Origin of the sequence: Streptomyces sp. NPDC093109, assembly GCF_040701725.1 — a bacterium.
Taxonomy (GTDB): Bacteria; Actinomycetota; Actinomycetes; order Streptomycetales; family Streptomycetaceae; genus Streptomyces.
Window position 1 is genome coordinate 124,529 of the sequence record NZ_JBFBEZ010000012.1, and the last position, 19,734, is coordinate 144,262.

Sequence of the window (19,734 nt, forward strand, 5' to 3'; positions counted from 1 at the left end):
GCGTGACCAGTTGCCAGGGAGTTGGCTTGTATGTGAGGGAGGCAGCCCCGGCTACGGTCCGGGGTCTTGTTCTCCGCTGTAGCGATAGCCGCTCGAAGGAGGTTCCGGATGACTGACGCCGCTCCCCTCGGGCCAGTCGGCCGAAGTCCCGTCAGCAAAATCAGGATTGGTTCGCTCGTGATGGTCGAGACCGGCACGGGCACTCTGCCCGCCTACACCGAGACGCTGCCGAGAACCCCGGAGTCCGCGCCCGCCGCCCGCCGTCTGGTGAACCTGGCCCTGGACGTCTGGGGCATGGGCGACGTGCGGGACAGTGCCGAGCTGGTCATCAGCGAGCTGCTGACGAACGCGGTTCTGCACGCACGGCGGGAGTCGGTCCGGGTGACCGTGACGCGGCTGAGCGGCGAGCGGGTCCGGGTCGCGGTGGTGGACCTGTCGCGTAAGCGCCCGCGGCATCGGCCCGCTGACTCGGCCGAGGAGTCCGGGCGGGGCCTGGAAATCGTGGACGTGCTGAGCGGCGGGCGGTGGGGAGTCGACCCGATGGCCTGGGGAAAGCGCGTATGGGCCGAACTGGGCGCTCCGGAGGGCGATCCCGGTGAGTGAACGCGCCCGCCAAATCCTCTGCGTGGTGACGCCGGCCGCGCTCCTCGCATCCCTCGTCCTGACGATCTCGGGCGGGTAGCCGAGTGCCCTCGGCACACGCCTAACCCCGCATGATGCGCACCCCAGAACACATGACCAATCCCCACAAGAAGCGCGATCCCAGCAAGGAGGCGGCCGATGACCCTCACGACACGCGAGAACACGGCGGTGGACGCGGCGCTGCTGCACACCGTGACCCGGCGGGTCATCACCCGCGCGGTCGAAGAACTGTGGCCGGGCAAGCATGTCGTCCTCGGCGCTCAGTGCCCGAGCGTTACGTCGTACGTCTGCCGGGTCACGGTGGACGGAGAGGAGCTGATCGCCAAGTACAGCTGGCTGGGCATGTCCCTGGTGTCCATCCTGCGGGGCGCCGGTGGGACGTGGGAGGAGGTCCAGGAAGCGCAACGTACGTACGTCAGGAGCACCGAGCTGCTGACGGCGCGCGAGGCGCGGAACCTGGAGCTTCTTCGTAGGCTCGGGCGCCCTCGGGTGTGCGGGACGGCCGGCCTGAACGACGGGGTCCTCCTCACGCGGATCGCGGCGGGGACGTCTCTGACCGACGAGCTGGCGGCCCGCCCGTGGGAGACGGGCATTCTCCTCGACGCGGTCCTCCTGGCCCTTGGCGATCTGCACGGTCCGGTCGGCGCCGAGTGTCTGCGCGGTGCGGCGCCGATCGGCGAGCGGTCCATCGTCGGCGTATTCCGCCGGAAGTTCAACGCCCCGAGCGCCAGCGGCTGTCTGCGGGCGCTCGGCCGGGACAGTGGGCTTCCGGAGCAGGAGCGCCTGGAGGTCGTGGAGCTGGTACGGAGCGCGGTGTGCCGACTGTTCCGGATGGCCGGTGCGGTCGGACATCCGACGCGGAGGCGCCGTTACGAACGCCCCCGCTCTCGGCGCCCTCGCGCGGGAGCTGCGCGGGTACGGCGGGACCGTCCTCGTCGTGACGAACCCGGTGGACCTGATGACCCGCCGCTTCGCCGAAGTATCGCGCTGCGCCCGGGTCTTCGGGATCGGTTCGAACCTCGACTCGGCCCGGTACCGGCTGCTGCTGGCCCGGTACGCGCAGGTGTCTCCGGACCTCGTACGCGGCCATGTGATCGGTGAGCACGGTGACCGCGCCGTCGTGTGCGTGTCCACGACCACCGTCGCCGGCCGGCCGGTCACGGTCCCGGTGGACGTGGTCGTGGAAGACCTCCAGCGGAGGCCCGCGTTCATCCGTACCGGTATCGGCCGTACCCGCTGCGGGCCCGCCGGTGCCGTGCTGTCCACGCTCCGTAAGGCCCTCGGCCTTCTCGACGGCGTCGAGGAACTGTCCGTGCCGTACGGGGACGTCTGGCTCGGGATTCCGATGCGCTTCACCGGCGGTACGGCAGTGCCGTGTCTGCCCTCGCTCACCCGTTCCGAGCGTCTGTCTCTGGACTCCGCGGCGGGCAGTCTCCGCGGCGCCTACACCCAACTCCCCGCTCCTGCCGAGAGGATCACTCCATGATCAGCGCTACCCGACTTGAGGCCGCGGCGGCAGCCGTCACCGTCCTCAGCAACCGTCCGGAGGTCACCGACTGGGCGCTGCGGTACTTCGGGCCGTGGTGGAACGCCACTCCGGTCGACCCGGCCGGCGTGTGCGCGGACGCCGTCGTGATCGCGGACGTCGAGCCCGGCGGTTACGAGGACATCACCCGCCTCGTCCACGACGGCCGGCCCACGGAGACCGTGGACTACGCGAGGCACCCGCTGCGGGTGGCACGCGACGGCGAGGACACCGTCGCCACGTCGCCGGACGAGGGGATCGCGTACCGCAGCACGCCGTCCTCCGGCCGTCTCGTCCTCGCCGGTACCGACGCGCGGCCCCTCGCCCTGGCCGCCGCGCGGCTCGCGCGGGAGGCGATTCGCGGGCAGCTCCTGCGGGACGGCTGGGCCGTGCTCCACTCCTCCGCCGTCGTACGGCCGGCCGACGGCGCGACGCTGCTTGCCTTCGGCGGCAAGGGGGCCGGGAAGACCACCACGGCCCTGCTGCTCGCCTCGCACGGCTGGCAACTCCTCGCGAACGACCGGGTGTTGGTCCGGCCGACCGGCGAGCGGGACGTCGAGGTCGTCCCCTGGCCGTCCGCCGCCGCGCTCGGCCTGGGTCTGCTCCACGCGCTCGGCTGGGACGTCATCGCGCGCGAGCACCTGCGGGCCGGGGGCACCTTCCACCCGACTCAGCACCAGGCCGTGACCGACGCGCTGCTCGCCGGTGACCGCACGCCGCTGTGGGAGAAGTCGCGGGCGAAGTCGGGGGAGAACGCGAAGCGGGAGCGGAAGGTCCAGGTGTTCCCTGACCAGTTCCCGGACCTGTTCGCCGTGCCCCTGGCCACCGGTGGGCGGGCGGCGGGACTCCTCTTCCCGCAGGTCGACGCCGACGCGGAGCCGGGCGTTGTCGACGGCGCCCGGACGCTGGGAGAGGCCGACTTCATGTCGGGGGCGACGGAGGACCGGTACCCGGACGTCTTCGGCCAGGCCCGGGGCGTCGACGGCGGCGGCCGGGACAGCGCACGCGCCGAGGTCGCGTCCCGCCTCGCCGTACTGCCGCACCACGCGGTCCGGCTGAGCCACGACATCCCGGCGAGCGCCGCGGTGCTGGCCAAGCTCGCGGACACGGTCGGCCGCTCCCCAGCCCTCAAGCCGGCGCTCGACTCGATGACCTTGTTGGTCGCGGCCGTCATCGTCCACGACAGGGCCACCCACCGCGTCGTCCTCCTCCAGCGCGGCGAGAACGCCAAGTTCGCCCAGGGCATGTGGGACCTCCCCGTCGGGAAGAGCGAGCCGGGCGAGCCCGTCACCGAAACCGCGGTCCGCGAGCTCTACGAGGAGACGGGCCTCACCGTGAAGCCCGAGTCCCTCAAGGTCGCGCACATCATCCACGGCGCCTGGGGCGTCGAAGCCCCCAACGGCTTCCTCACCGTTGTCTTCGCCGCGCACGAATGGACCGGCGAACCCGAGAACCGCGAACCCCGCAAACACTCCCGGGTCAGCTGGGTCGATGCCGACGCCATCCCGCAGGACTTCGTGGACACCACGGCGAGCGCACTCCATCACTACCTGACCGGCGGCGCGGAGGTCTCCTTGGCCGGATGGCCGGCGGTTCGGTCGCCCCGTAGTTTCTGTGTGCAGCAGGCCGGGGCGGCCTGGGGGAAGCGTGCGCGCGCCCACCTCTTTGTCCGTCATGCGACAGGAAAGGTCGTCGATATGGGAAAGGATTTTAATGCCAGTATTTATGGAGAAATATTCTTCATCGTGGGCGGCTTGGTCTTCACTTTTTCTAGTTGGGGGTCTTGGTGGGCAATCCTTCCAGGGGTGTTCACCTGTGGCTGGATCCTGCTTCTTGGCCAGAGGTGCTGGAAGTTGATCCGAAGGGAATGGGGCCCTGGTAGGTGATCCTCGATCCATCGCGTTGTCGACCTCGGGGATTCCGCCACGGCTGGTTCAATATTCCGGCGCGGTAGGCGCTGGATCTGTGTGTGTGGGAGGTTTCTGTGCAGCATGACGGAACGGACGACTTCTCCGGTCTGGATCTGGTCGAAGGCGTTCTTCGCGGGCTGGGCTCGCAGGACGCAGTCTTGGACAGGCGAGGCGTCAACGCCGAGAGCTGGTTCACGGATTGGAGCGGCCTGCTCAAGGGGGCTGATGTCTACATCGGGATCATGTGGGCATCGACCGGCTCGCGGACGGCCAGGCTTCTGCTCGATGACTGGGTCTTCGAGGATGTGCCGATGAACAGTCTCGGAGACCTGATAGCGCACGTCTTCAATGGGACTGCGGCCATAAAGTCGAGACTTACATTTTTCAGGAGATCTCGGATTCTCGCGCTGGAGGTTCCGGTCGATGGCGGTCTCTGCGTGAGTCAAAGAAGAGCCGGCGTGAGCGAAGAGCTTTCTCGGTGGGAGCTGAGGCTGACGGTCGAATAGATTCCGCCGCCGGTTATTCCGAATCGGCGTCCTCTTCCCCCAGGTCGCCGCCGGCGCTCTCCGGCGTCCGGCGTTCCCGTGCTGTGGCTGGGTTACCGCGCGGAGCCGGGAGTGGCGGGAGTGCCGGGAGCCCCCACCGGGCCGGATGGCCGGCCGGTTCAGCCGCCCCGTAGCTCCTGCGTGCAGCACTTCACGCTGCCGCCGCCCTTCAGCAGCTCGCCGAGGTCCATCCCCAGCGGCTCGAAACCCCGCTCGCGCAGCGGGTCGAAGAGGCCGGTGGCGGCCTGGGGGAGCAGGACGTGGTGGCCGTCGCTGACCGCGTTCAGGCCGAGCACCGCCGCGTCCTGGTCGTCGGCCAGCAGGGCGTCGGGGAAGAGGCGGGCGAGGACGGCGCGGCTGCCGGGGGAGAAGGCGTCGGGGTAGTACATGATCTCGTCGGCCGCGTCGTCGAGTACGCACAGGGCCGTGTCGAGGTGGTAGTAGCGCGGGTCGACGAGGTCGAGGCCGATCACCGTACGGCCGAAGAACTCCTGGGCCTCCGCGTGCGCGTGCGGGCTGGTGCGGAAGCCGCGGCCGGCCAGCAGATACGAGTGGGTGAACGCGAAGTCGCCCTCGCCCTCGTTGACATGCACGGGCTCGCGCAGGTCCGCGTAACCGTGCGTACGGAACCAGTCGAGGTGCGCCTCGGCCTCCGCGTACCGCTCCGGATGCGCGAAGCGCGCGCCGAGGACCCGGCCGTCGACGACCGTGGCGCCGTTCGCCGCGTAGACCATGTCGGGCAGGCCGGGGAGCGGGTCCAGCAGCAGGACGGTGTGGCCGAGGGCGCGGTAGCGGTCGCGCAGGTCCTCCCACTGGGTGAGGGCCAGCGCCTGGTCCACCGGCTTGGCCGGGTTCATCCACGGATTGATCGAGTACGTCACCGCGAAGTAGGTCGGCGGGCACATGAGATAGCGGCGGGGTGCGGCGGCGCGAGGCATCGGGGCTCCTCAGGAGTGACAGTGCGGCGGTGCGGGCGCGCGCGACCGTAGAGGTTCGTTTCTGTACCTGTACGTAATGGTCCGCTTGCCGGGGTTCGCGCGCGTGCACCGTTCGGGTGGTTCGTCGGGCTCCCGGGCCGGTCTTAGATTTACGTCATGGCTGACAGCGTCCCCAATGTCCCCAGCGGGGCCCCCGGCTCCTCCCGGGCACTCGACTCCTCCCGGGTCCCCGACTCCTCCCGGCGCAGCGAGCGCTCCCGCCGCGCCATCCACGACGCCGCGCTCGCACTGGTCGGCGAGGTCGGGTACGCGAAGACGACCGTCGAGGGCATCGCGGCCCGCGCGGGTGTCGGCAAGCAGACGATCTACCGCTGGTGGCCCTCCCGCGCCGCCGTCCTGCTGGACGCGTTCGTCGAGCGCGGCGACCGGCCGGCGCGCTCCGCAGGAGAGGCGGAAGGAGGTTCGGAGCCGGCCGGCATCCCCGACACCGGTGATCTGGAGGCCGACCTCAAGCTCGTCCTGCGCGCCACCGTCGACCAGATCAACGACCCCGTCTTCGAGATGCCCACCCGCGCGCTCGCCGCCGAGGGCATCGTCAACGCCGAGCTGGGTGCGGAATTCGTCCGCCGGCTGCTCGAACCGCAGCTCCACCTGTACGTGGACCGGCTCCGCGCCGCCGCCTCCCGGACCGACACGGACGGGGTGGCGGCCGTACGCCCCGATCTCGATCCGCGGATCGCCCTCGAACTCCTGGTCGGGCCGCTCGCCCACCGCTGGCTCCTGCGTACGGCCCCGCTCACCCACGCCTACGCCGACACCGTCGTCGAGTACGCCCTGTACGGCCTCGCCCGCCCCCGGCCCCGTCCCTGACCACGCCGCTGAACGGGGGGCGCGCGGGGGCGCGTGGAGGCATGTGGGGCGGGTGTGGTGAACGACACCGGCTCCCGAGCCCCCGAACCACGCCGTATATCGCAACATAAGCCGCAATAGGTTCCGGTGCGAGGGATGGCCCCTCCTACCCCGGTTGCGGCTCGCGGACACAGGAGGAGCAGGATGGTGCGACCATGGGAGTGTCCGCGGGGGCCGGGCCATGTCCGGACCGGACACGACCTGGTGCCCCCTCCCGGCCAGCGGTACCGGCAGGAGATGTGAGGGGATAGATGGGCGACGATTTCGGCCGCTACCGCGGCACCGAGAGCAGGATTCCCCAGTGGCTGCGCAGGCGCCCCAAGAAGAACGCCGGTGATGCCGCGTTCGACGAGGGAGACGCGGCCGGCCGTGAGGCGCTGCTCCTCGCTGTCGCCGACGCCGGTATGCCCGTCTCACCAGCCGCCCACCCGGTCGGCTACCGATGTTCCTGTGACCGCATCGGCTGTCCCACCCCGGCCAGACACCCGATCTCCTTTGCCTGGCAGACCCAGTCCACGACCGACCGGCCGCAGATCGAGCGCTGGGCGCGCAACCAGCCCGAGGCCAACTTCATCACCGCGACCGGCATGATCCACGACGTTCTCGACGTCCCCCTCGAAGCGGGCAGCCGCGCGCTGGAACGCCTGCTGGAGCGCGGAGTCGACGTCGGTCCCGTGGCCGACTCCGGCGGCGACCGGATGCTCTTCTTCACCGCGACCCGGGGCACCCCGGAGGACGAGGACGAGTGGTGGCCCTGTGAGCTGGACAGCCATCCGGAGACCACGGAGGAGCACCCCGGCCTGCGCTGGCACTGCCGGGGCAGTTACGTGCTGGTCCCGCCGGCCCGGCTGCCCGGCGAACTGTCCGTACGGTGGCTGCGCGGCCCCGAGCATCCGCTGCCGGATCCGCTGACCCTGCTGGAGGCGCTGACCGACGCCTGCGCGCGCTACGCCGGCGAGAACAGCGAGCTGGATCCGCACGCGGTCGCCTGGCCGCTGGGCCGCTGAGGCACCGCGTTCAGCCGTCTACGGGTACACGGGTACGGGTACGGGTACGGGCCTCGCGCTCGGCGCCCGTACCCGTACCCGTACTGCCTACGCTCCCTACGCCCCCTACGACCCCTTCGCCGACGTCACTCCCTGGAGCCGGCCCACGATCTCGACCTTCTGCGACGACGACGCCCCCGCGCGCGGCACCAGCACCGACTGGCTGGAGACCCACTGCTTCGTCAGCGTGCTCGTCACCTCGCCCGTCATCAGCGCCCGCACATCCGCGCTCACCTGCGGCTTTACCCCCTTCGCGCCCGTCTGGCGCTCGAAGTAGCGCGTCGCGAAGAAGACCAGCGCGCCACCGTCCGCCGTCTCCACGCCCAGCGGCGCGAAATCGCCGTCCGTCGCGGCCCGGTCGACGTACTGCGTGGCTATCCCCGGCAGCCGCTCCTTCTTCTTGCGCGCCGCCCGCCACTCGCTGGTGTGCGGGCCGTCCGCGAAGTGCGCCGGAGTGCCGTCGCCCAGGTACGAGGCGTACTCCTTGCTCAGGTTCCCGGGCGCCACCGCCAGCGCCTCGGTGTCCGGCTCCACCGGTACGCCGAAACCGTCCTTGTCCGTCCTGAAGGCCGGGACGCCGTCCTCGGGGACGATGGTCAGATACGGGACCTTCCAGTCCGCATCGGGACCGCTCTTCACGAAGACCAGCATCCAGCGGGTGTCGGCGGCGCCGCCGTCGTCCCGGTCGCGGTTGCTGTCGGTGTCCGCGACGAACCAGCGCGGCCAGCCCGCCTTCTTGAGGATCGTGAACTTCGCGTCGGTCAGCGCCAGCGGCTGGTGCGCGGCATTGCCGCCCGGGGACGTGAGGGACCTGGCCCGCAGCCCGGCCTGGTTGATCGCGCCCAGCGGACCGGCCACCCGGTCCGCGTCGAGCGTCGGATCGTACGCCCTGTCCGCCGCGTTGTACGCGTCGGTGAACGCCTGGAGCGCCTGCTCGGCCTCAGTCGGCGCCGCCGCCGGCAGAACCGCCAACTCCCCGTGCACCGTCATGCATCCGCTCGCCGTCAGCGACAGCGCCGTCACCGCCGCGAGCGACGCCGCCGTCCGGACCGGCCTTCTCAGCCTGCTCATCGGTCGCCTTCTGCTCCTTCACCCCTGCGGGGACCCCCGCCGGACGACCGAACCCTACCGGGGCGAGGAACAGCGCGAGCGTCGGGACCAGATACAGGAACCAGACGACGACCTGAAGCACCGTCGGATCGGGCTGGAAGTTGAACACGCCCTTCAGGAGCGTCCCGTACCAGCTGTCCGGCGGGATCGTCGCGCTGATGTCGAAGGCCGTGCTCGACAACCCGCCCAGGAAACGCGCCTCCTGGAGATCGTGCACACCGTACGCGAGCACACCCGCCGCGACGATCACCAGCATGCCGCCGGTCCAGGTGAAGAACTTCGACAGATTGATCCGCAGCGCGCCCCGGTAGAACAGCCAGCCCAGCACCACCGCGCTCCCGATGCCCAGCAGCACCCCGATCAGCGGCGCGTGCGTACCGTCCGACGACGCCCGGACCGACGCCCACACGAACAGCGCCGTCTCAAGCCCCTCCCGGCCGACCGCCAGGAACGCCGTCGCGACCAGCGCGCCCGTCCCCATCTGGAGCGCCGCGTCCAGCTTGGCGCCCAGCTCCGCCTTCAGGTGCCGTGCCGTACGGCGCATCCAGAAGACCATCCAGGTGACCAGGCCGACCGCGATGATCGACAGCGAGCCGCCCAGCGCCTCCTGCGCCTCGAACGTCAGCTCCTGCGAGCCGTATTCGAGCCCGAAGCCGAAGGCCAGCGCGAGCGTGACCGCGACGCCGATGCCGATCCAGATGGGCCGCAGCGCGTCCCGCCGCTCCGTCTTCACCAGATAGGCGATCAGGATGCAGACGACGAGACTGGCCTCAAGGCCCTCGCGCAGTCCGATCAGATAGTTTCCGAACACGTCGGAACTCCTTACAAAACGGGTGAAGAAGAGGTCAGGAGAGCAGCGTCCGGCCCCACCAGTCGTCCTTGTCCCGGACGCCCGGCGGGATCGCGAAGACCGCGGAACCCACGTGCTGGATGTATTCGTTGAGCGCGTCGGAGCGCGCCAGAGACCGCTGTACGGGAATGAACGCGTCCCGGATGTCCCGCTGGTACGCCAGGAAGAACAGCCCCGCGTCCAGCCGGCCGAGCCCGTCCGTACCGTCCGTGAACGAGTAGCCGCGGCGCAGCATCCGCACCCCGTGGTGGGAGTCCGGGTGAGCGAGGCGCACATGCGAGGTCGGCAGCATGGCCTTCAGATTGGGCTCGTCGTGCTCGCGCGCCTTGCCGACCGCCGCGCCCTCGCCCTTGTCCCGGCCGAAGACGTCCTCCTGCTCCTGGAGGGACGTACGGTCCCAGCTCTCGATCCGCATCGAGATCCGGCGGGCGACGAGGTAGGAGCCGTCCGCCATCCAGTTCTCGTCCCCACTACCGCCGCCGTCCTTCGCCGCAGCCCAGACGTACTTGGCCAGCGCGTCGGTCTCGGTGACGGCGATATTGCTGGTGCCGTCCTTGAAACCGAAGAGGTTACGGGGGGTCTGCGCCCCCGGCGTCGTGGACGACGTCTTGCCGAAGCCGAGCTGCGACCAGCGCACCGCGACCTTCCCGAAGCCGATCCTGGCCAGATTGCGGATCGCGTGCACCGCGACCTGCGGATCGTCCGCGCACGCCTGGACGCAGAGATCGCCGCCGCCGCGCGCCGGGTCGAGGTTGTCGCCGGGGAACTTCGGCAGGTCGGGCAGCGCGGCCGGCCGGTGCTTCGCCAGCCCGAACCGGTCCTTGCCGCCCTTCGTGAACAGCCCCGGACCGAACCCGACGGTCAGCGTGAGCCGGGACGGCTTGAGGCCCAGCGCCTCGCCCGTGTCGTCGGGCGGCGCCTCCGCAAGCCCGCCGTACGCGCCGTCGCCGACCGCGTGCCCGGCCGTCATCCGCTCGGCGGCCCGCGTCCAGTCCTTGAGGAGCTGGATCAGCTCCGCACGGTCGTCGGTCGTCACGTCGAACGCGGCGAAGTGCAGCCGGTCCTGGACGGGCGTGGCGATCCCGGCCTGGTGGCGGCCGTGGAAGGCGACCGCCGCGCCGCTGTCGGCGGCGGCTCCCGTGGTGTCCCCGCCGTCGCCGTCGCGCAGGGCCGCCGCCGCGCCCCCGGCCGCGGCGGCGCCGAGCGCGAGCCCGGCACCGCCCCAGCCGAGGAGGGCGCGGCGGGAGGGCGCGGGTTTCCCGTCCGTGCCTCGGTCCGTGCTTCGCTCGGTCGATCCGCTCTGTTCCATGGCTACTTGACCACGGCCGCGGCGAGCTTGGAGAGCGGCTCGGCCAGCGCGTTGACGCCGTCCGACAGCTCCTTGCGCTGCGCCTCGGTGACCTTCTCGTACGAGGTGAACTTGTAGGAGTCGGCGCCGTCACGGTACTTGTCGAGCAGCTTGTTCAACGCGGCGAACTGCTTGTCCAGTTCGGTCACGAGCGCCGGGTCGTTCTTCTGGGCGACCGGCTTGAGCAGCTCGTACGACTTCTCCGCGCCCTCGACGTTCGCCTTGAAGTCCACCAGGTCGGTGTGGCTGTACCGTTCCTCCTCGCCGGTGACCTTGCCGGCGGCGACCTCGTCGAGCAGTTCCTTCGCGCCGTTCGCCATCGACGTCGGGGTGATCTCCGCGCGGCCGACCCGCTTCTGCCAGTCGAGCAGGTCCTTGTCCAGCTCGTTCGCGAGCGATGTCGCGTCCGTGCCGAGCTTCTTGTCCTGCCAGAGTTCCTTCTCCAGCCGGTGCCAGCCGGTCCACTTCTGGCCGGACTCCAGGCCGTCGGCGCGGGTGTCCACCAACGGGTCGATGTCGCCGAACGACTCGGCGACCGGCTCCGTACGCTCCCAGCCGATGCGCGAGGGCGCGTACGCCTTCTTCGCGGCCTCGATGTTCCCGGCGCGCACGGCGTCCGTGAAGACCTTGACCTTCGGCAGCGTCTCGTCGGCCTGCTCCTGGACGTACGTACGGTACGCGGCGACCGCGGCGTCCATCTCCGGGCTGCGCTTGGCGGCCGTACCACCGGTGACGGTGACCTTCTGGCGGATGCCCTTGCCCTTCATGCCGGGCTTGCAGGCGATCTCGTACGAGCCGGCCTTGACCTCGGCGGTGATCTTCGCCTTGGTGCCGGGGCCGATGTTCTCGCGCTCGGTGACGATGCGGTCGTCGGGGAAGAGCAGATAGACCTCGGTGACCTTCGAGCCCTTGTTCTCGACGGCCAGTTCCACATGGCCCGAGGGGAACTCCGTTTTCGACACCTCGCAGGCGTCGTCCTTCGCGACGACCTGGACGGCGCCTGCGCCGGCCTCGGAGTCGCTCTTCGCGGTGCAGCCCGTGACGGCGGCCAGGGCGGCGACGGCCGCGGTGGCGGTGACGACGGAGAGACGGACGGGTCGCATACGGGCTCCACGATGGAAGGGAATTCGGAAGGAGTACGGCGGGATGTGGCGAGATCGAGCAGGTGGCAACGGCCGGAAAACGCGGGTTCAGCTGGGATAACTTAACCGAGGCTTACCTTAGTTATCCCGATTCGTCCAGTGATTCACCTCTCATTTCCACCCTTGAACGGCCCCTGTGCACAGCGAAATCACAGGAAACTCTCGGACCGGAATCGGTCCGGCCAAGAGCGTCCCAAGGGCGGGTCAAGCGCCCCGCCAAGCGCCCCGTCAAGCACCCCGTCGGGCGTCCCGCCGGGCTCCCGTCACGCACCCCGTTTCGGGATCACCAGCGGAGTGCCCGTCCGGGGGTGCGGGAGCACCTCGACGGGCTGCCGGTAGACCCGGCTCAGCAGTTCGTCCCCGAAGACCTCGGCGGGCGGCCCCTCCGCCGCGATCCGCCCGTCGTGCAGGACGGCCGTCCGGTCCGCGTACGCCGCCGCGAGCCCGAGATCGTGCAGTACGACGACGACGGCGTCGCCCGCCGCCGCGCGGTCCCGGCAGATCCGCAGCACCAGCTCCTGGTGGCGCAGGTCCAGCGCGGCGGTCGGCTCGTCGAGCAGCAGCAGCGGGGCCCGCTGGGCGAGCACCCGGGCCAGCGCCACCCGGGCGCGCTCGCCGCCGGAGAGCGCGGAGAAGGGGCGCGGCGCGAACGCGGTGACCTCGGTGGCCGCCATCGCCTCCGCGACGGCCGCGCCGTCCTCGTCCTCCAGCGGCGTCCCGGCCCACGGCGCACGTCCCATCCGTACGACGTCCAGCACCGGGAACGGGAAGGACAGCGTCGCCGCCTGCGGCAGCACCGAGCGGCGCAGGGCGAGTTCGGGCGGGCTCCACGCGCCGACGGGCCGCCCGTCGATCCGTACCTCGCCCCGGTCCGGCCGCAGATCGGCGGCCAGGGCGGCGAGGAGCGTCGACTTTCCGGCCCCGTTCGGCCCGACGAGCGCGAGCACCTCGCCGGCGCGGGCGGTCAGCTCGATCCCGGCGAGTACGTCGCGCCCGCCGAGCCGCAGATGGAGCCCGGTGACCTCGGCGACGGGGGAGCCGGGGGCGACGGGGGAGGGGAGGACGCGCGAGCGCGCGGCGAACAGACCTCTGAAGCTCATGCCCAACCACCCTGCTTACGCCGCGTTCGACGCAGCAGCCAGAAGAAGAACGGACTCCCGAACAGCGCCGTCAGCACACCCAACGGCAGCTCCGCCGGGGCAGCCACCGTACGGGCCGCCAAGTCGCCCGCGATCAGCACCACCGCCCCGCCGAGCGCGCTGCCCGGCACCAGGAAGCGGTGGCCGGGGCCGTTCGCCATCCGCAGCAGATGCGGGACGAGCAGCCCCACGAACGAGATGATCCCCGCCACCGCGACCGCCGCCGCCGTCAGCAGCGCGACCACCAGGACCAGCGTGATCCGCAGCCGTTCCACATCCACGCCCAGGTGCCTGGCGGGCCGTTCGCCGAGCGCCAGCAGGTCCAGCTTCCGTGCGTAGAACGGCGCGACCGCCAGCCCCACCAGCGCGCACGGCAGCACCGCGAGCACCTTCGGCCAGGTCGCCTGGGCGAGCGAGCCGAGCTGCCAGAACGTGATCTGGGTGATCTGCGCGTTGTCCGCGAAGAAGATGAACAGCCCGATCAGCGCCCCCGCGAACGCGTTGACCGCGATACCGGTGAGGATCAGCGTGACCACCTCCGTACGGCCGCCTGAGCGCGACAGCGCGTACACCAGCAGCACCGTCGCCAGCCCGGCGACGAACGCGAAGACCGTCACCGTCCAGTTGCCGAAGAGGGTCAGCCCCAGCCCGATCGCGCCCACGGCACCCGCCGCCGCGCCCGCCGAGATCCCGATGACGCCGGGCTCGGCCAGCGGATTGCCGAACACGCCCTGCATGAGCGCGCCCGCGCAGCCGAGGGAGGCGCCGACGAGGAGGGCGAGGACGACGCGCGGGAGCCGTACGTTCCACAGGACGCTCTCGCCGACACGGTCGAGCGCAGCGCCGCCGAGGCCCATGCGGTGCTGGGCGGAGGAGACGATGTCGCCGAGGGGAATGTGGTACGCGCCGATGCCGGCGGAGAGCAGGCAGAGGACGGCGAGCGCGACGATCAGGGCGACGGTCAGCAGGGCCGTACGGCCGGGCAGGCGGCGGGAGTTGGCGGCGGGGGCGTCGCCGGTGCCGGCGTCGGGGGCGGTGCCGACATCGGCTGCGGTCGTGGTCGTGGGTGTGGTCGTCACGTCACTTCCCGTTCCCGCTCGCGGTTCCGTACAGCTGCTCCACGATCGACTTGAGCACCTCGTCCGTGCGCGGCCCGTAGTTCAGCAGCACCCCGTCGGCGTACGAGACGACCCGGCGGTCCATCCCGGCGGGCGTCTCCGCGACGCCGGGGATCTTCACCAGCCCGTCGATCCCGCCCACCGAGGCGAGCCCCTTCGTCATCACGAGGATCGCGTCCGGCGCGGCCTTGGCGAGCGCCTCGCTGGTGATGGGCGTGAAGTCCTTCGACAGGCCGGACTCCTTGCCCGCGTCGACCGCGCCCGCCGCCTCCAGCAGCGAACTCGCCCCGGACTGCGCGCCGCCGAGCAGATAGACCGCCGCCGAGCCGCGCAGATAGAGGAACGCCACGCGCGGCTTGCCGCCGTCCTTCCCGTCCCCGGGCGCCGGGATGTCCTTCTGTACGGCGGCGATCCGGTCCTCCGTACGCTGCTTCAGCTCCGTGCCCGCCGCCTTGACGCCGAGCATGGCGGCGACGGTGTCGATGCGCTCGCCGACGTCGGTGAGGCTCTTCGCCGGTTCGACGACGACCAGCGGGATGCCCGCGTCGCGGATCTGGCCGATGGCCTCGGCCGGTCCCGTGGTGGTGTCGGCGATGACGAGGGTCGGCCGCAGCGACAGCACGCCCTCGGCGGAGACGTCGTGCGCCCGGGTGACCACCGGCAGCTTGGCGGCCTGCTCGAAGGTGGCGGTGATGTCGCGCGCCACGACCTTCTCGCCGAGGCCGAGGGTGAAGACGATCTCGCTCAGCGCACCGGTGAGCGGCACGATCCGGTCGGTGGAGGTGACGGTGACCTTCCGGCCTTCGGCGGAGGTGACCGTCACGGGAAGCTGCGGCTTCGGCGCGGTGGCGAGGGGCTCGACGCGGTCGGCGGCGGCCTCGGCGGACGTCCCGGCGCCCGTCGTACCCGTACCGCCGCCCGCTCCGTCACCGCCTCCGTCACTGCCTCCGCCCCCGCCGCAGCCGGTCGCGGTCAGGGTGAGGAGGAGCACGGAGAGGAGTGCACCCGACAGACGTGTTCCGCGCACGGAGCACACCATCCTGTTCTTTTTCCGGGGCCGGAAGGGGTTCCAGCAAAGGCCGGATATAGCTTAGGTTAGCCTTACCTCGCTTACTAGGCCCGGGGCTCTATTCGGATTACCAGTGATGGGTGAGAGTTGATGCAGTCCTTCAGACCCGTGCGCGGACTCGGACCCGTGCGCGCACTCGTTGTCGCGCTTCTCCTGGCGCTCCCGGTGGCTCTGCTGCCGGCCGCCGGTGCGCAGGCGGCGGACCGTACGGTACGGGGCGGCAGGCTCGACTGGGGAATCAAATCCTCATTCCAGAGCTATATCACCGGGCCTATCGCGCAGGGCAGTTGGACGCTGACGGGTGGCGCGGCCACGGTCGGCGGCAGTCAGTTCCGATTCCATTCGGCGACGGGAACGTACGACCCGGCGACGGGCGCGTTCCGGTCGGGGTTCTCCGGCGGGGTCCATTTCACGGGCCACAAGAAGTCCGACGGGACGAATGAACTCGACCTGACCATCAGCAATCCCGCCGTCCGGATCTCCGGCGGCAGCGGCACCCTCTACGCGGACATGGTCAGCAGGGCGCGGGGAACCGGCAAGGTCACCACGTCCGCCCAGGTCCCGTTCGCGTCGCTCAACCTCTCCGGGATCAACATGAAGGGCGGCGGCAGCCCGATCGCCCTCAACAACGTTCCGGCGACGCTCACTTCGCAGGGCGCGACCGCCTTCGCCGGGTACTACACGGCGGGTACGGAGCTGGACCCGGTGAGCCTGTCGGTGGACGTACAGGCGGAGCAGCGGACGGCGACGCCGACACCCACGCCCACCCCGTCGGCCATCGCCTCCGCGTCGGAGAAGGCCGACAAGGACAAGAACAAGGGCAAGGAGAAGAAGGCCGCGAAGTCCTTCCAGGACGCGGCCGTCGACTGGGGTGTCCGCCGTACGTACCGCGAGTACGTGACCGGCGCGATCGCCCAGGGCGAGTGGAAACTGTCCGGCGGAGCCCTGGACGGCGGTGCGCTCTTCCGCTTCCCGAAGGGGAAGGGCACGTACGACGCGGATGCGGGTACGCTGAACGCTTCCTTCGCCGGAACGGTCCAATTCACCGGCACCGGACTGGATCTGACGCTGAGTGAGGTGGCGGTAAAGGTGACGGGGGAGACGGGCAGGCTGTACGCGAAGGTGGCCGACGCGGAGTCCGAGCCGAAGCCCACGTCGGAGTCGGAGTCGAAGTCCGGGTCGGAGTCCGAGTCGAAGTCCGCGTCCGACGCCGTACCGCTGATCACCTTCGAGGCGAAGGACTTCACCCCGAAGGACGGCCTCGCCGCCCTCACCGAGGCCCCCGCCAAGCTCACCGCGCAGGGCGCCAAGGCGTTCGGCTCGCTCTACCCGGCCGGTACGGAGATGGACCCCGTCTCGCTCGCCGTCACCACGGACACGAAGGCCCAGCTGCCCGCCCTGCCCGACCTGGGCAGTGACACGGCGACCGCCTCCCCCGAGCCGACCGCCACCGAGAAGACGTCCGCATCCCCCGCCCCCACGGGAGATGCCACCGAGACGGCGGCTTCCTCGTCGTCCGTGGGCACCGGGACGTACGCGGCGATCGGCGCGGGAGTGCTCGTCGCGGCGGGCGCGGCGTTCTTCCTGATCCGCAGGCGGCGGGGCGCGGCGACGCCTCCCGACGCCACCCCCTGACACCGCCTCCGGCCGCCACGTCCCGTCCCGCCCCGCCCCCAAGACCCCACCTCCCCCGCAAGGCCGCTCGCCCCCACACACGTAGCGCGACACACACGTATCCGTCTTCAAGGAGACCACCCACCATGGCAGCAGCAGTAACTCGCCGCCCCAGAAACTCCAGAGCGATGGCCGCCGCGATCGCGACAGCGGCCACGCTCGGCATCACCGCCTTCACACTCCCGGCGCTCGCGGCGGCGCCCTCGGCGACTCCGACGCTGGCGCTGACGGACTCCACCCTGGAGTGGGGGCTCAAGGAGTCCTTCCGCAAGTACGTGACCGGGATAGCGGCAGGCACCATCACGCCCACCGACGGCGCCACGCAGGCCGACGGCAACGGTGTCCTCACCTTCCCGAACGGCACCGGCAGCTACGACCCGACCACGCACGCGCTGAAGACGGCGCACGAGGGAACGGTCCGCTTCAGCTCCGCCGCGCACGGCTTCGACATCAAGATCACCGATCTCAAGGTCGTCACCAGCGGGACGACGGGCTCCATCCAGGCCGACGTCACCCTCAACGGCGCCACCCAGGACGACATCGACCTCGCCTCGATCGACCTGACCGGCCTCCGCCCGGAGACCGGCGAGGGCTCGCTGACGTACAAGGACATCCCGGCGACGCTGACCGCCGACGGCGCCAAGGCGTTCAACGGGATGTACAAGGAGGGTACGGAGCTCGACAAGGCGACGCTGTCGGTCAAGTACGCGACGGGCGGCGGCACCGACCCGGACCCGTCCGACACACCGACCGACGAGCCGCCCACCTCCGAGCCCCCGACCTCGGAGCCGCCCACCTCCGAGCCGCCCACGAGCCCGCCGCCGAGTTCGGGGAACCCGAGCCCCACCCCCACCGGGTCGGAGTCGAGCGGTTCCGCCTCGCCGTCCGCCTCCGCCTCCACCTCCCCGTCCACCCCGGCGGCCGAGGACGGCAAGATCGTCGACGGCAACCTCGACTGGGGCCTCAAGGAGTCCTTCCGCTCGTACGTCGTCGGCCCGATCGCCAACGGCAAGGTCGAACTCAGCGGTGGCGCAACGCAGTCGGGCAGCGCGTACCGCTTCCCGAAGGGCACGGGCGAGTTCGACGCCGACGCGCAGACGCTGGACGCGTCCTTCGGCGGCAAGGTGCGCTTCGTCGGCCACGAGACGGACGGCGAGTACCTCCTCGACCTCAACCTCAGCGGTCTCCAGGTCAAGGCGGCGGCCGGCAAGGCGGTCCTCTACGCCGACATCAGCACGAAGGACATGACGACCCACAAGGTCACCACGTCCGACGCCGTCCCCTTCGCCACACTGGACCTCCCGGCGGGCGACCTGGCGGCCAAGGACGGCGTCCTGACGCTCGACGCGGTCCCGGCGACCCTCACCGCCGACGGTTCCAAGGCGTTCAGCGGCATGTACACCGAGGGCACCGCCCTCGACCCGCTGACCCTGGCCGTCTCCCTGGGCGACGGCAGCTCCCTGCCCTCCGCGAGCGCCACGCCCAGCAGCTCCACCTCCACGGGCAGCACGTCGGGCGGGAGCACCTCGGGCTCCACCACGGGCGGCTCGACGACCGGCGGCTCCACCACCGGCGGCACCGGCGGCTCGCTGGCCTCCACCGGCTCGGACGTCCCGGTCGGCTCGCTCCTCGCGGGCGCCGGCGCCATCGCGGCGGCGGGCGCGGCGGTCGTCTTCGCGGCCAAGCGCCGCCGTGACGCCCTGGACGAGACGGCGTAACACACGCCATCACACGCCATCGAGGCCCTTGGTCCGCACGGTACGGTGACGTGCGCGCCAGGGGCCTCGACGCTGTCATCGTCAGGTCACAGCCAGGTCGTCGCCAGCAGGGCGGCCACGATCGCGGTGAGGAAGAGCGTGACGTTGAGGGCGACCTGTCGGTCCCCGAGCCTCAGATGAACGACAGTCGCGCCGATCTGAAGCACCACGAACCCCACGGCCGCCGTCAGGGCCAGCCCGGGTGCGACGCCGGTCAGCGGCGGGAGGATCAGCCCGACGGCACCGGCCACTTCGACCACCCCGAGGGCCCTGACGGCCGGCATCGGCACGGTGTCCACCCAGGCCATCATCGGCCGGAGCCGCTCACGGCTCCGGACCACTTTCACCCCGCCTCCGTAGAGGTAGAAGAGGGCGAGCAGGCCGGCGACGATCCAATATGCGACGTTCACGGTGTGCGCACACCCGGCTTCCGGCCGGGGCCGGCTGCGGGCTCGGTGGCGAACTCGGGCGCCGGCACAGTGGCGTAGCGGCCCATCAACTCGGCGTGTGCCTGCGGCGCCAGGGCCTGGCCACCGGCGAGTGTGTCCCGCAGGTCGCGGAAGTACTGGACGTACAGATCCGGGGTGAACACGCTGAGCATGACGGCGGGTTGATCGGTCACGTTGGCGAAGGCGTGCGGCGCTCCGGGCGGGACCATCACCAGGGTGCCGGGGATCGCGTCGTACTCCTCCGTCCCCACCGTGAAGCGCACTGTGCCGGAGATGATGTAGAAGCCCTCGTCGTGCTGGGCGTGGCGGTGCTGCGGCGGTCCGGGCGTGTGCGGCGCCAGGACGGATTCGGCGAGGCCGAGGCGGTGCCCGGTGGTGCTGCCGTCTTCGAGGAGGCGCATGCGCGTGGTGCCCAGGACGATCGTCTCGCCGTCGCCGGGACCGACCACCGACACGGGGGGATCGGTAACCGGCTTACTGGTCCTGGTGTCACCAGTTGCCTTACCAGCTGCCTCATCAATTGCCTCATCAGTCGTCATACGCCGATTCCACTGCCCGGGAGC

At 70.9% G+C, this 19,734-nt stretch carries 17 protein-coding genes and 1 pseudogene; 8 read left to right on the plus strand and 10 right to left on the minus strand.

Going from position 1 to position 19,734, the window contains the following annotated elements; all coding sequences use genetic code 11:
- Positions 1 to 180 precede the first annotated feature (180 nt).
- The 4 genes and pseudogenes from AB0389_RS14425 to AB0389_RS14440 all read left to right on the plus strand — a co-directional run bounded on the left by AB0389_RS14425 (position 181) and on the right by AB0389_RS14440 (position 4,583).
- Positions 181 to 603 carry an ATP-binding protein gene (locus AB0389_RS14425; RefSeq protein ID WP_366395759.1) on the plus strand — a complete coding sequence of 141 codons (423 nt, stop codon included), beginning with the start codon at positions 181 to 183 and terminating at the stop codon, positions 601 to 603.
- A gap of 877 nt (positions 604 to 1,480) precedes the next feature.
- The gene (locus AB0389_RS14430) at positions 1,481 to 2,128 is read left to right on the plus strand and encodes a hypothetical protein (protein WP_366395697.1); all 648 of its coding nucleotides are present in this window, start codon (positions 1,481 to 1,483) and stop codon (positions 2,126 to 2,128) included.
- Positions 2,129 to 3,315: 1,187 nt separating this feature from the next.
- Positions 3,316 to 3,753, plus strand: a pseudogene (locus AB0389_RS14435) (NUDIX domain-containing protein); the annotation flags it as partial.
- Positions 3,754 to 4,151: 398 nt separating this feature from the next.
- Entirely contained in the window at positions 4,152 to 4,583 is a 432-nt protein-coding gene (locus AB0389_RS14440) for a hypothetical protein (RefSeq protein WP_366395698.1), read from the plus strand.
- Between the two features lie 158 nt (positions 4,584 to 4,741).
- On the opposite strand, the gene ddaH is transcribed toward AB0389_RS14440, so the two are convergent.
- Complete coding sequence (gene ddaH / locus AB0389_RS14445; protein WP_366395699.1) at positions 4,742 to 5,560, minus strand: dimethylargininase; 819 nt, start codon at positions 5,558 to 5,560, stop codon at positions 4,742 to 4,744.
- A gap of 156 nt (positions 5,561 to 5,716) precedes the next feature.
- Here ddaH and AB0389_RS14450 point away from each other — a divergent pair, with 156 nt between their 5' ends.
- Together AB0389_RS14450 and AB0389_RS14455 are read left to right on the plus strand one after the other, a co-directional pair.
- Entirely contained in the window at positions 5,717 to 6,430 is a 714-nt protein-coding gene (locus tag AB0389_RS14450; RefSeq protein WP_366395700.1) for a TetR/AcrR family transcriptional regulator, read from the plus strand.
- A gap of 290 nt (positions 6,431 to 6,720) precedes the next feature.
- Positions 6,721 to 7,476, plus strand: a complete 756-nt coding sequence (locus AB0389_RS14455; protein ID WP_366395701.1) for a bifunctional DNA primase/polymerase — start codon at positions 6,721 to 6,723, stop codon at positions 7,474 to 7,476.
- Between the two features lie 105 nt (positions 7,477 to 7,581).
- Here the strand turns inward: AB0389_RS14455 and AB0389_RS14460 are convergent, their stop codons facing one another.
- The 7 genes from AB0389_RS14460 to AB0389_RS14490 form a co-directional block, all read right to left on the minus strand.
- On the minus strand, positions 7,582 to 8,505 hold the full coding sequence (locus AB0389_RS14460) for a hypothetical protein (protein WP_366395702.1): 924 nt from the start codon (positions 8,503 to 8,505) through the stop codon (positions 7,582 to 7,584).
- Positions 8,456 to 9,436, minus strand: a complete 981-nt coding sequence (gene efeU, locus AB0389_RS14465; RefSeq protein ID WP_366395703.1) for an iron uptake transporter permease EfeU — start codon at positions 9,434 to 9,436, stop codon at positions 8,456 to 8,458. The genes AB0389_RS14460 and efeU overlap by 50 nt, the downstream gene beginning before the upstream one ends.
- Positions 9,437 to 9,470: 34 nt before the next feature.
- Positions 9,471 to 10,784 carry an iron uptake transporter deferrochelatase/peroxidase subunit gene (efeB, locus tag AB0389_RS14470; RefSeq protein WP_366395704.1) on the minus strand — a complete coding sequence of 438 codons (1,314 nt, stop codon included), beginning with the start codon at positions 10,782 to 10,784 and terminating at the stop codon, positions 9,471 to 9,473.
- Positions 10,785 to 10,786: 2 nt separating this feature from the next.
- On the minus strand, positions 10,787 to 11,926 hold the full coding sequence (gene efeO / locus AB0389_RS14475) for an iron uptake system protein EfeO (RefSeq protein WP_366395705.1): 1,140 nt from the start codon (positions 11,924 to 11,926) through the stop codon (positions 10,787 to 10,789).
- Between the two features lie 302 nt (positions 11,927 to 12,228).
- Complete coding sequence (locus tag AB0389_RS14480) at positions 12,229 to 13,065, minus strand: heme ABC transporter ATP-binding protein (RefSeq protein ID WP_366395706.1); 837 nt, start codon at positions 13,063 to 13,065, stop codon at positions 12,229 to 12,231.
- Entirely contained in the window at positions 13,062 to 14,183 is a 1,122-nt protein-coding gene (locus AB0389_RS14485) for an iron ABC transporter permease (protein WP_366395707.1), read from the minus strand. Before AB0389_RS14485 ends, AB0389_RS14480 begins: the two co-directional genes overlap by 4 nt.
- A gap of 1 nt (position 14,184) precedes the next feature.
- Positions 14,185 to 15,249 carry an ABC transporter substrate-binding protein gene (locus tag AB0389_RS14490; RefSeq protein WP_366395708.1) on the minus strand — a complete coding sequence of 355 codons (1,065 nt, stop codon included), beginning with the start codon at positions 15,247 to 15,249 and terminating at the stop codon, positions 14,185 to 14,187.
- 132 nt (positions 15,250 to 15,381) lie between these two features.
- On the opposite strand from AB0389_RS14490, the gene AB0389_RS14495 reads away from it, so the two are divergent.
- Together AB0389_RS14495 and AB0389_RS14500 are read left to right on the plus strand one after the other, a co-directional pair.
- Positions 15,382 to 16,926 carry an HtaA domain-containing protein gene (locus tag AB0389_RS14495; protein WP_366395709.1) on the plus strand — a complete coding sequence of 515 codons (1,545 nt, stop codon included), beginning with the start codon at positions 15,382 to 15,384 and terminating at the stop codon, positions 16,924 to 16,926.
- 125 nt (positions 16,927 to 17,051) lie between these two features.
- The gene (locus tag AB0389_RS14500) at positions 17,052 to 18,683 is read left to right on the plus strand and encodes an HtaA domain-containing protein (RefSeq protein WP_366395710.1); all 1,632 of its coding nucleotides are present in this window, start codon (positions 17,052 to 17,054) and stop codon (positions 18,681 to 18,683) included.
- An 86-nt stretch (positions 18,684 to 18,769) separates the two neighbouring features.
- On the opposite strand, the gene AB0389_RS14505 is transcribed toward AB0389_RS14500, so the two are convergent.
- Both AB0389_RS14505 and AB0389_RS14510 read right to left on the minus strand, forming a co-directional pair.
- Positions 18,770 to 19,132, minus strand: a complete 363-nt coding sequence (locus tag AB0389_RS14505) for a DoxX family protein (protein ID WP_366395711.1) — start codon at positions 19,130 to 19,132, stop codon at positions 18,770 to 18,772.
- The gene (locus AB0389_RS14510; RefSeq protein ID WP_366395712.1) at positions 19,129 to 19,710 is read right to left on the minus strand and encodes a cupin domain-containing protein; all 582 of its coding nucleotides are present in this window, start codon (positions 19,708 to 19,710) and stop codon (positions 19,129 to 19,131) included. Before AB0389_RS14510 ends, AB0389_RS14505 begins: the two co-directional genes overlap by 4 nt.
- Positions 19,711 to 19,734 lie beyond the last annotated feature (24 nt).